The sequence below is a fragment of the Abyssibacter sp. genome (assembly GCF_964229365.1).
Classification (GTDB): Bacteria; Pseudomonadota; Gammaproteobacteria; order Nevskiales; family OUC007; genus Abyssibacter.
Genome location: NZ_CAXRDQ010000029.1, coordinates 24,544 through 35,179, shown reverse-complemented (window position 1 = coordinate 35,179; position 10,636 = coordinate 24,544). Strand labels below are relative to the sequence as shown.

The 10,636-nt window shown below is 65.5% G+C and carries 8 protein-coding genes; 4 read left to right on the top strand and 4 right to left on the bottom strand.

Features of this window, described 5'->3' with window-relative positions; translation table 11 throughout:
• On the top strand, positions 1-1,325 hold a 1,325-nt coding region (locus ACE1EY_RS04410), incomplete at its 5' end, for a hypothetical protein (protein WP_370299575.1).
• A 92-nt stretch (positions 1,326-1,417) separates the two neighbouring features.
• Here ACE1EY_RS04410 and ACE1EY_RS04405 read toward each other — a convergent pair.
• The 3 genes from ACE1EY_RS04405 to ACE1EY_RS04395 are packed head-to-tail and all read right to left on the bottom strand — an operon-like array spanning position 1,418 to position 7,586.
• On the bottom strand, positions 1,418-4,522 hold the full coding sequence (locus ACE1EY_RS04405) for an efflux RND transporter permease subunit (protein WP_370299574.1): 3,105 nt from the start codon (positions 4,520-4,522) through the stop codon (positions 1,418-1,420).
• Positions 4,519-6,318, bottom strand: a complete 1,800-nt coding sequence (locus ACE1EY_RS04400; protein WP_370299573.1) for an efflux RND transporter periplasmic adaptor subunit — start codon at positions 6,316-6,318, stop codon at positions 4,519-4,521. The genes ACE1EY_RS04405 and ACE1EY_RS04400 overlap by 4 nt, the downstream gene beginning before the upstream one ends.
• On the bottom strand, positions 6,315-7,586 hold the full coding sequence (locus tag ACE1EY_RS04395; protein ID WP_291514947.1) for a TolC family protein: 1,272 nt from the start codon (positions 7,584-7,586) through the stop codon (positions 6,315-6,317). The genes ACE1EY_RS04400 and ACE1EY_RS04395 overlap by 4 nt, the downstream gene beginning before the upstream one ends.
• A 597-nt stretch (positions 7,587-8,183) precedes the next feature.
• Here ACE1EY_RS04395 and ACE1EY_RS04390 point away from each other — a divergent pair.
• The 3 genes from ACE1EY_RS04390 (at position 8,184) to ACE1EY_RS04380 (ending at position 10,207) form a co-directional block, all read left to right on the top strand.
• On the top strand, positions 8,184-9,320 hold the full coding sequence (locus ACE1EY_RS04390) for an acyl-CoA dehydrogenase family protein (protein WP_370299572.1): 1,137 nt from the start codon (positions 8,184-8,186) through the stop codon (positions 9,318-9,320).
• Positions 9,321-9,339: 19 nt separating this feature from the next.
• Positions 9,340-9,591: a DUF2164 domain-containing protein gene (locus ACE1EY_RS04385; protein WP_291514945.1), complete on the top strand. Its 252-nt coding sequence runs from the start codon at positions 9,340-9,342 to the stop codon at positions 9,589-9,591.
• 163 nt (positions 9,592-9,754) lie between these two features.
• Positions 9,755-10,207 carry a MarR family transcriptional regulator gene (locus ACE1EY_RS04380; RefSeq protein ID WP_291514944.1) on the top strand — a complete coding sequence of 151 codons (453 nt, stop codon included), beginning with the start codon at positions 9,755-9,757 and terminating at the stop codon, positions 10,205-10,207.
• Positions 10,208-10,223: 16 nt separating this feature from the next.
• On the opposite strand, the gene ACE1EY_RS04375 is transcribed toward ACE1EY_RS04380, so the two are convergent.
• A complete protein-coding gene (locus ACE1EY_RS04375) occupies positions 10,224-10,601 on the bottom strand; it encodes a hypothetical protein (RefSeq protein WP_370299571.1) in 378 nt (125 codons plus the stop codon).
• Positions 10,602-10,636: the final 35 nt, after the last annotated feature.

Here is a 10,636-nt window from a genome sequence, read left to right as displayed (position 1 = left end):
CCTCCGGAGGCTGGGGCCGGGTCAACGCCTATGCGGCGGCGAAGGAAGCACTGCGTCTGGCCGGCGACGCCGCCTCGCAGGTGCAGGTGGTTCAGATCTACGCCGAGCCGGTCGCCAGCGGCGAGGCCGCCATTGACGTGCTGTGGGTGAGCCAGCGCGAGATCGATCTGCAGGGTTATAACGTCTACCGCGCCCCCGATGTCGGCGGCACGCCCGGCGCGTTCGCTCAGATCAACGCCACGCTCATCCCCGGAACGGGCGGCGCCGCGATCGAGAAACTGAACAATCGGAATACCTACACGCTCACCGATACGGACGGTCTGGAGTTCGGCAATGTGTACTGGTACCGGATCGAGCACGTATCGGCCGCCGGCACCTTCCAGGAACCGGCCTACCCGGTCACGCTGGGTCAGACCCTGCCCGTGGCCCGGCTGCGGTACTCCATCACCCATAATGCCATCGACAACGACCTGCTCATCCTGCTCGGTAGCGGCGTGTCGTTCGCGCATGCCGAAACCATCATCTCGGGTCGGCCAGCCGGCGAAGCCGATGCGGTCACCGAGGTCCCCGGCGAAGCGACCACCGGCAATCTTCAGCACGATTTCAGCATCACGCTGACCAACCGTGACCTGGCATCGGTGTACATGCCGCCCAGCGCACGCCAACCATGGTTTCTTCGCGTGTCCGAAGGCGGGTTCGTCAACCGCACCGGTCAGGTCAACAGCTTTGCGATCGATCTGTTCGATGAAAACGGCGACGTGATCGAAACCCTGGAAACCGGTGACCTGACGCCACAGCCGCTGGTCGAAACCCAGTCGGTGGAGCTGTGGATTCCGTCGAACCCGACCACGCCCACGCCGGGTGCCGCGCCGATTCTCGCATCGGTTGATCCCGAGGGCGCCGTGCAGGGCAGCGCGGATATCAGCGCGAGCTTTCTCGGCTCGCAATTCCTGGCGCAGGCCACGATCACCATCGCCGGCGAAGGTGTCACCGTAACCGATGCCGAAGTGGTGTCCGGCAACGAAGCAACGGCGCTCATCAGCGTCGCCGAAGACGCCGCAGCGGGCCCGCGTGACGTCACCATCACCAATGTGGATGGCCAGTCGGATACGCTGGCCGGAGCGTTCACCGTGGTCCTGGCCGGATCAACCGAGGAACCGGAAGAGCCCGGCGAAGAACCGGAAGAGCCCGTGACCGGCGGCTCGGACCCTGTCGGTGACCGCGCGCCCACCGGGAGCAGCGGCGCGTTGGCGCCAGGCCTGCTGCTCATCCTGCTCGGGGGTCTTGCTCTGCGCCGCAGCAACCGGTCAGGCAATCGCCACTAGACGGATAGCCTAGGCAAGGCGCCGGATCGCTACATGCGTCCGGCGCCTTTTTTATCCGGGCCTGTCGATCCGGCCCTGCGCGTCGCTGTCCCCTATCCCTGCACCGTCGACCGGCGATAAACCAGCACATAGACGGCCGGCAACACGATCAGCGCCAGTACCAGCGTGGTCACCAAACCACCCACCATAGGGGCGGCAATACGGCGCATGACCTCGCTGCCGGTCCCGCTGCCCAGCATGATCGGGATCAGGCCCGCTATCGTCGCGGTCGCCGTCATCACCACCGGCCGCAAGCGACGCTGTGCACCGTCACGCACCGCGGCCACCAGCGCCGAGACTCCACTCTCGCCGTCGCGGCGATGGGATGCCAGCGCCAGGTTCAGGTAGGTCAGCATCACCACGCCGATTTCCACCGCGACCCCGGCCAGCGCGATGAAGCCCACCGCGACAGCAACGGACAGATCGTATCCCAGCAGGTATAGCAGCCAGACTCCCCCGGATAGCGCCATCGGGATGGTCGCCAGAATGATCACCACCTGTATCAGCGAGCGAAACGCCAGAAACAGCAGCAGCGCGATCACTGCCAGGGTCGCCGGCACCACCAGCTGCAGCCGCTGGGCGGCGCGTTCCATGTACTCGAACTGACCCGACCAATGCACCGAGTAGCCGGCCGGCAGGTCAAGCTGCGCGTCCACCCGTTGCCGCGCTTCGGCAACATATGAACCGACATCTCGGCCGGCGATGTCCACGTACACCCAGCCGGACAGCCGGGCGTTCTCACTCTTGATCATCGGCGCGCCGTCCTCAATGCGGATCGCGGCCACATCACCCAGGGTGATCTGCAATCCGGCGTCGGTGACGATCGGCAGATCGCGCAAGGCCTCTGGAGTATCACGCCAGGCCTGCGGATACCGCAGATTCACCGGATAGCGTTCCAGCCCCTCGACAGTCTGGGTGATGGTCATCCCGCCGATGGCTGTTCGGACAACCGCCTGTACATCGGCAATGTTGAGCCCGTAGCGCCCGGCCGCCAGCCGGTCGATGTCCACCGTGAGATAGCGGCCGCCGGCGACCCGCTCCGCATAGACGCTGGTCGTCCCCGGCACCTCGGAGAGCAGGGTCTCCAGCTGCCGGCCGATGCGTTGGATGGTGGCCAGTTCGGGGCCGTTGACCTTGATCCCCACCGGCGTCTTGATGCCGGTGGCCAGCATGTCGATCCGGGTCTTGATCGGCATGACCCAGGCATTGGTCACGCCCGGCAAGCTGACCCGCTCGCGAATCTCGTCACGAATGGTCTCCAGCGTCATGCCGTCACGCCACTCGTTGCTCGGCTTGAAGGTGATGGTCGTCTCGATCATCGTTAGCGGCGCGGGGTCGGTCGCGGTCTCGGCGCGACCGATCTTGCCGAACACGGTGTCCACCTCGGGGACGGTCTTGATCAGTTTGTCCGTCTGCTGCAGCACCTGACGCGCCTTGCCTGCGGAAATGCCCGGCCGGGTTGTCGGCATGTACATCCAGTCACCTTCGTCCAGCGGCGGCATGAACTCGCTGCCCAGCTGGAGGGCCGGCCAGATGGCCGTGGCCGCCACGCCCAGGCTCGCCAACAACGCAAGCCAAGGCCGGCGGGTCACCGCCGCAATGACGGGCCGGTACAAGGCGCCAATCCCCCGGTTGATCGGATTCGCCGACTCAGGACGAATCCGGCCTCGGATGAAATAGCCCATCAGCACCGGCAGTAGCGTGACCGCGAGACCGGCCGCGGCCGCCATGGCGTAGGTCTTGGTGTAGGCCAGCGGGGCGAACATTCGCCCTTCCTGCGCCTGCAGGGTGAACACGGGGAGGAACGACAGCGTGATGATGGCGAGCGAGAAGAACAGCGCCGGTCCCACCTCCTGCGCGGCGTCGCTGACGCGCTGCCAATGGCCACGCCGGTCCTTGGCCGCCATGTGGTGGTGCAGGTTCTCGATCATGACAATAGCGCCATCGACCATGGCGCCGATGGCGATGGCGATGCCACCCAGCGACATGATATTCGCGTTCAGCCCCTGCCCTCGCATGATCAGCAAGGCGACCAGAATGCCGATAGGCAGACTGACCACGGCCACCAGCGCCGAGCGCAGATGGAACAGGAACAGCGCGCAGATCAGCGCGACGATCACCAGTTCCTCGACCAGGGTTCGCTGCAGGGTATCGATGGCGCGGCCGATGAGCTGGGAGCGGTCGTAGACGGTGACAATGTCCACGCCATCCGGCAGTCCGGAGCGCAGCTGCTCAAGCCTGAGCTTGACCGCGTCGATCGTGGCCTGAGCGTTGCCGCCGTAGCGCATCACGATAATGCCGCCGACGACCTCGCCCTCGCCGTTCAGCTCGGCGATGCCGCGACGCAGTTGCGGCCCCATGCGCACCTCGGCCACGTCGCCAACACGCACGACCACGCCGTCCGCCGTCGTGCGGATCGGCACCGCCCGAAGATCATCCAGGCCCCGCAGGTAGCCGGTGGCACGGACCATGTACTCGGCTTCGGCCATCTCGATAACCGCGCCGCCCGCCTCCTGGTTCGACCGCGCAATTGCGCGCTGCACATCGGCCAGCGGAATGCCGAGTCCACGCAAACGATCCGGATCGGCGACGACCTGATACTGGCGCACCATGCCACCCACGGTGGCCACCTCGGCCACGCCCTCGACCGTTTGCAGCTCGTACTTGAGAAACCAGTTCTGCAGGCTGGTCAGTGCCGCCAGATCATGCTGGCCGCTGCGATCGACCAGCACGTACTCGTACACCCAGCCAACACCGGTCGCATCCGGCCCCAACTGGGGTCGTGCGGCGTCGGGCAGTGTGGGAGCGACCTGCGACAAAGATTCCAGCACCCGGGACCGCGCCCAGTAGGGGTCGGTGCCGTCCTCGAAAATCACATAAACATACGAATCCCCGAAAAACGAAAATCCGCGCACCGTCTTCGCCTTGGGCACCGACAGCAAGGCGGTGGACAGCGGGTAGGTCACCTGCTGCTCCACCACCTGGGGCGCCTGACCGGCATAAGGCGTGCGGATGATGACCTGCACATCCGACAGGTCCGGGATCGCATCCACCGGTGTCGAGCGCGCCGCGATGACCCCGGCGACCACGATGAACCCTGTGACCAGCAGCACCAGGGGGCGGTTGGCGATCGACCAGCGGATCAGTGCGTTGATCACCGCGCCGGCTCCACTGCGGTGACGCGGTAGACACCGTCCTCGGGGATATCGACGCGAACACGGACGGCATCACCCTGCCCGAAGCCTGTGAGATCCACGCCCTCGGCCACGGAGAAGCCCATCGTCATGCCCGGCATGCCAATGGAGTGAATCATCTCGTGGTCGAGGACAACCGCCCGCTTGCCTGGGTTGATCGCCTTGATCCGGGCCCGGGTCCAGGACGAATCCTCTGATACCCCCGACTCCATCTGGCCATGATCCATCTGGCCATGATCCATCTCGCCATGATCCATCTCGCCGTGATCCATCTGGCCGTGACCTGACTGCCCGGTCGCGATCGGCTCAATGGCGGTCACCACGTAATCCCCAGCCTGGCGCTGTTCGACCCGCACCTGCACACGGCTCCCGGCTTCCAGCGCCGCTCCGGACACGGCATCTCCAAGCCGAAAATCCATGGTCATGCCCGGCATCGATAGCCCGGCATCGCCTTCCGGTTGGATGGGGCCATGACGCAGCGTCACTGTTCCGGCCCGCAGGTCCACGGCTTGTACCTCGGCGCGTGCGTGCCCGCTGGGCCTCGTGCTCGCCCGCATGCGCAGGGTCTCGGCGTCCAGATTGGCCTCGGAATCAATCAGGAACTGGCCGCTGAAGACCACCTGATCCCCGGCTTCCAGACCACCGAGAATGACCGTACGCTCGCCCATGGTCTGCCCCGGCTGCACCGGCACAATGCTGTAGCTGCCGGGCGAGATCACCTTGACGACGCGGGCGCCCTCGCCGGTCCGGATCACGGCCTGGCTAGGCACGCTGAGAACTGGAGCTTGCCCCGCCGCCCGGAGGGTGACGGTGGCAAACATGTCGGGCTGCAACGCGCCATCCGCATTGTCGAAGACCAGGCGTGCACGCAGGGTTCGGGTGGCACTGTTCAGCCGGGGGTAGACCAAATCGACCTGCCCCTCCCAGCTCCTTGCCGGATACGCCGCAACGGTTGCAGTCGCGGCCGCACCCTGCCGCAGTGCAGCCGCATGACGTTCGGGGACATCTACGGTGATCCAGACGCGGCTGAGATCGGCCAGGGTCATCACCATGGTGCCGGGGGTAACGAACTGTCCCGGCCGTGTATCCAGCGAAGCGACCACCAGCGGCTTTTGCGCCCGTTGCTCGGTGTGCTCGCGCGCGCGGCCGCGCCGCTCAAGGGCAGTAATCTGATCAGCGGTGTAACCCAGCGCCATCAGCCGTTCCGCGGCGGCGACCCGCAGCGCCCGGTGACCACCGGCGGCCAGATACTCGCGCTCCGCCGCTATCAGCTTGGGCGAAAACAAGGCAAACAGCAGTTCGCCGGCCTCGACGCGCTCGCCGGCCGTCGCCACACCGATCTGCTCCAACCAGCCCTCGGCGCGGGTATGCACCATCTGCAAGCTGTCTTCATCCCAGCCCACCGTACCAACGGCACGGATCGGTCGGGCCAGCACCTCGCGCTGAGCAACGGCCGTGCGCACGCCGAGGCTTTGTTCCACCGCCGGTTCAATCTGCACATCGGCGCCGGCTTGGCGGCGGCCACCGCAATAAGGCACGAGATCCATGCCCATGGGAGACTTGCCCGGTTCATCGCGGCGAAAGCTCGAATCCATGGGCGCGACCCAGTATTCGGCAGCGGCGCCGTCACAGGGGCCGTCGCCGGCAGCGGGCGCCGGCATGTCGGCTCCCATGCCCCCGCCCTGTTGGCCAAGCACGAATCCCAGGCCTGCCGCCATCACAACGGCAACAGCGCCGCCGGTCCACCGTCTGATACTCATGGAGTTGACTCCGAAAACAATTGTTTATCCAGCGAACCGCCCGTGATCCGGGCGATCTGGGCGCGCTGCGAAAATTGCCGGGCACGCGCCTGCTCCAGCCCCAAGCGAGCCGACAACAGTGCTTCCTCGGCGTCCATCACTGCGTCGATATCGCCGCGTCCGCTGGCGTAGTCCGCGATAGCGGCATCCAGCGTTTGCCTGGCCAACGGGATGAGTTCATCCCTGTGCAGCACCTGCGTGGTCTGTGCCGCCTGGTCGGCCGCCCGATGTTCCAGCAAGTCGGCAGCGAGCCCCGCGGCACGGTCCGCGTGCAGGCTTTGCAGGCGGGCGACTGCGGCGTCAGCGCCGGCCGCGGCCGCATCGCGCTTTGCACGCCCGAACGGCAGATTCAGCGCAATGCCGATCTGCGCGCGATTCTCCTCCCGTGGCAGGGTGCCCAGGTAGTTTGCGGTCAAGCGCAGATCCGGGCGGTAGGCCAGTTCGGCCAGCTCCCGATCCAGCCTGGCCGCACGGCTGCGGGCTTGCAGCATCGTCAACTCCGGATTTGCCTCACGCCCGCTGGCCTGCAGTACCGACCACACCGGCAGCGGCGGCAGGGCTTGCCAAGCTGCAGGCGCTGGCACCGACCCGGTCACGGGGCGGTTGCGCAGCGCATTGATCCGCGCGCGCACTGCGACCCGCTGCGCCGCCCAGTCCAGCGCCTCACGCTTGCGTTGAGCCACGCGCGATGCCGCGCGCAGCACCGCGTGCTGGCTGCCGTCGCCGGTCCGGTAGACGCCGGTCGCTGTTTCTTGCAGATCGCGCAATACGCGCTGCTGGGCCAGGTTGATGGCCAGCGCAGATTCGAGGACGCGCAGGCGGGCATGTGCTACCCGCGCGGCCTGAGCCAACTCCAGTTGCAGTTGGGTCAGCTCGGCGTCCGCCACATCAACCGACGCCCGGGCTGCCTCCCGACGGGTCGCCCGTTTGCCTGGCCAGGGTATCGGCTGCGCGATTCCCACGATGTGCCCGGGGTCCAGGTCATCGGCGCCCAGGGACGCCGGCGCCAGCGCATAACTGAAAATGGGGTCGTCCAGCGCGCCAGCCGGCTCGACCTGCCAGCGTGCCGCCTCAACCGATTGGCGCAGGGCCTCGGCGCCTGGGTTGGCCGCCAGGGCCTCGTCGACGAGTTGTTCGGCCGTCCAGCCACTCGCCCACAGCGGGGCGCCAACAGCCAGCGCAGCGCTGGCGAGTGCGCGCCGCAGCCGATAAAACCATGGGGTATTCAAGTGTGTTCTCCTGACGAATCGCCGCTCAAGGGCAGCGCAGGCTGCGCCAGGTGGGCACAGCCGATGGCCCGCGCCTCCTGGGCGCGGTGGGACGTCAGGTGATACTGGGGGGGCGGATCAACGCAGTTCGAACGCCGTCGAGCGTGGCCGGTTGAGCGTGACCACGCAATGATGCGGCCCGGTGAGCCGCTGCCAACTCCACGAAAGCATGAACCAGCGCTGCGCCGGCGGTCATACACGCGGCACCGTGAGCGCAGTCGCCGTGCGGTAACGTCGTGGTGACAGCGTTCGCAGCGTCAGCATCGACCGCAGCCGTTCCGTGACACGGCGGCACGGGAGCATTCGCGCCAGACCCGTTTGCATGCATCGCCAACCGCGGCGACGCGGACGAGACCTCGTCGCCCATGCAACATGCCTCAGCGGCCTGCAACACAGGCATCGCGAGCAAGACACTCAGCAAGACATAGACGAGAAATCGGTGCATGGGCGTGAATATAACGCTGGAGTGGCATACAGGGTCAAACTGAACTTTCCAGTGGGCTGCCCGGGGGTGGGGATGATGGTACCGTCCCCGCCATCCGAACCAGAGGGGACACGATGGACAACGAACTCGAACTCTTCCGCGACAATGTCAGTCGCTTTTTCGCCGATGAGATCCTGCCGAGTTACGAAGAATGGGAACACGCCGGCATCATGCCGCGCGAGGTGTGGACCAAGATGGGCGAAGCCGGTCTGCTGTGCGTCGACGTTGCCGAGGAATACGGCGGCATCGGTGCGGATTTCCCGTTCTCTTGTGTTGTTCTCGAAGAGGTCGCCCGCCTGGGCATGATGAGCCTGGCGACCAATCTGGCCGTGCATTCCGACATCGTGGCGCCCTATGTGTCCCACCTTGGCAGCGAGGAGCAGAAACAGTATTGGCTACCGAAGCTGGCCAGCGGCGAAGCCGTTGGTGCCATCGCCATGACCGAACCGGGCGCTGGCTCCGATCTGCAGGCGATCAAGACCAATGCGGTGGCCGATGGCGACGACTATGTCATCAACGGCCAAAAGACCTTCATCACCAATGGCCAGCATGCCGATCTGGTGATTCTGGCGGTGAAGACCGACCCCAAGGCCGGCGCCCGGGGCACGACACTGTTCCTGGTTGACTCCCAGCTCGACGGTTTTTCGCGCGGTCGCAACCTGGACAAGATCGGCCAGCATGCCGGTGACACCTCCGAGCTTTATTTCAGCGACGTCCGCACCCCGGCCTCATCCGTGCTCGGTCGCGTGGGTGGCGGCTTTGGTCATCTGATGGACGAGCTGCCGCGTGAGCGTCTGGCTCTCGGCGTAACCGCCGTGGGCGCCGCGCAGGGTTGCATCGAACAGACCATCGAGTACGTGCAAAACCGCAAGGCCTTTGGCCAGGCCATCGGCAGCTTCCAGAACACCCGTTTCGAACTGGCGCGGATGAAGACCGACCTGGAAGTGAACCGCGCCTTCGTCGATCACTGTGCGGCGCTGTACGCCAATGGCAAGCTCGATGTTCCGACCGCTGCGATGGTCAAGCTGGCGAGCACCGAAATGCAGTGCCGGGTGGCCGACGGCTGCCTGCAACTCTTCGGTGGCTACGGCTACATGACCGAGTATCCGATCGCCCGGGCGTTCGCCGATGCCCGCGTTCAGCGAATTTACGGCTGCACGTCGGAAATCATGAAGGAAGTGATCGCCCGCTCGATGCTCGGTCGCGGCTAAGCACACAGGCGGGCCGACGATGAGCAAGATCGCATTCTCCGCTGGCGAAAAAGCCGAGATTGTCGAAGGGATCAAGCTCTACTTTGCCGCAGAACTCGAGCAGGAGATCGGCAGCTTCGACGCCGAGTTTCTGCTCGAGTTCTTTGCCGAGACGATCGGCGGCCGCTTTTACAACCGAGGTTTGCACGATGCCCTGGCAGCCCTCGATACACGGCTGGACGGCATCAAGGACGCGGTCTACGCGCTGGAGAAACCGACCGACACTCGGTGAGCTGTCCGCCGCCGCACCGTGCCCATTGCATGACCGTCCGAAGGCCTCATGTTGCGGTTTTCCGGCCGGCCGCGGCACTGCGACGAGTTGCACAATAGTGCTTGACGGATGACCGCTGCCAAGCGACAGTAGATAGGTCAACTTACTATCTGCCGACTGCCTAGTGCCGCAATCCCGAGTCCCCGTTGGTCCCACCTCGCTCATCGTCGAGCTCGCTCGCCTGATCCGCAAGGATTTCGGTGAACGCGCCGAGCATCTGGATCTGACTCAGTCGCAGTGGCGGGCGCTCTACCAGATCTCTCACCACCCAGGCATTAGCCAGGTCAAACTGGCGGAGAAACTGGAGGTTCACCCGGTGTCGGTGACGCAACTCGTCGATCGCCTCGTCAAGTCCGGCTGGGTGATCCGCGAACCGGACCCGATGGACCGGCGCGCCGTGCGCCTGCAGCTAACCAACGAATGCATTCCCCTACTTGAAGAGATGGATGCGATTGCGATCGCGACGCGGGAAGTGGTGCTGGACGGCGTGACCGACGAAGAGCGCGCGCAACTCGAAGTCCTGCTCCGCCGCATTCGCCACAATCTTCGCCAGTCGATCGAACCCGACGAGCTTTGACCGTCCCGGCGCGGGTTCAGCTCCCGCTTACGCGCTCACGCAAGCGGGGGCCATCCGGCGTCGCATAGTTGTCAGGCAGAAACTCCAGCTCGACCTGGCCGCGCTCGGTCACCGTCAACTCGTAGCTGTCCCCGGTGTTCTGGGCGGCGAGAATGCCGCTGCCGACCAATGCTCCGGTCGCCGCCACGAAATCCAGCGTACGAATCTGAACACGCTCGGCCAAGCTGGGCCAGCGCTCCTGCATGTTGACGATATCTCCGGCGCGGACGCCTTGCCGTTTCAGCTCGGACAGAATCGCGTACCGGGCCGCGGCGCAGAACAACTCGTTCGATAGCTCCGCCTGGGCTTGACGACGTTCATCGGCCGTCGTCGCCGTGGATTCGTCTGCGGTCATGACGCGATTCTCCCCCTAGCACTTAAGGAAACACG

Bases quoted from the DNA above. Each gene is read 5' to 3' on its own strand.
- ACE1EY_RS04400 (WP_370299573.1), bottom strand. From the start codon at position 6,318: ATGAGTATCAGACGGTGGACCGGCGGCGCTGTTGCCGTTGTGATGGCG.
- ACE1EY_RS04390 (WP_370299572.1), top strand. From the start codon at position 8,184: ATGGACAACGAACTCGAACTCTTCCGCGACAATGTCAGTCGCTTTTTC.
- ACE1EY_RS04385 (WP_291514945.1), top strand. From the start codon at position 9,340: ATGAGCAAGATCGCATTCTCCGCTGGCGAAAAAGCCGAGATTGTCGAA.
- ACE1EY_RS04375 (WP_370299571.1), bottom strand. From the start codon at position 10,601: ATGACCGCAGACGAATCCACGGCGACGACGGCCGATGAACGTCGTCAA.